This is a genomic window from Burkholderia sp. JPY481 (genome assembly GCF_038900515.1).
GTDB lineage: Bacteria > Pseudomonadota > Gammaproteobacteria > Burkholderiales > Burkholderiaceae > Paraburkholderia > Paraburkholderia youngii.
The window spans coordinates 1-318 of record NZ_JAYMRT010000169.1; the positions used below are offsets into that span (position 1 = coordinate 1).

General features: G+C 72.0%; 1 protein-coding gene. It reads left to right on the forward strand.

Translation table 11 applies throughout. The features are described from left to right. On the forward strand, positions 1-318 hold a 318-nt coding region (locus VSR82_RS40180), incomplete at both ends, for a phosphopantetheine-binding protein (RefSeq protein WP_498858945.1).

Genomic DNA, 318 nt, shown 5'->3' on the forward strand with positions numbered 1-318 from the left:
AGGAGGCGCAGGAAGCGCAGCTTGCGGCGACGCTGCGCGCGCATCTGGTGGGGCAGCTGCCGGACTACATGGTGCCGGCGGCGTTCGTGCCGCTGGCGGCGCTGCCGCTGACGGTCAACGGCAAGCTGGACCGGCGGGCGCTGCCGGCGCCGCAGGACGATGCGTATGCGCGGCGGGGCTACGAGGCGCCACGCGGGGAGCTGGAGACGGTGCTGGCGCAGCTGTGGGCGGAGCTGCTGGGTCTGGAGCGGGTCGGTCGGCATGACCACTTCTTCGAGCTGGGCGGTCATTCACTGCTGGCCGTGCAACTGATGGAGC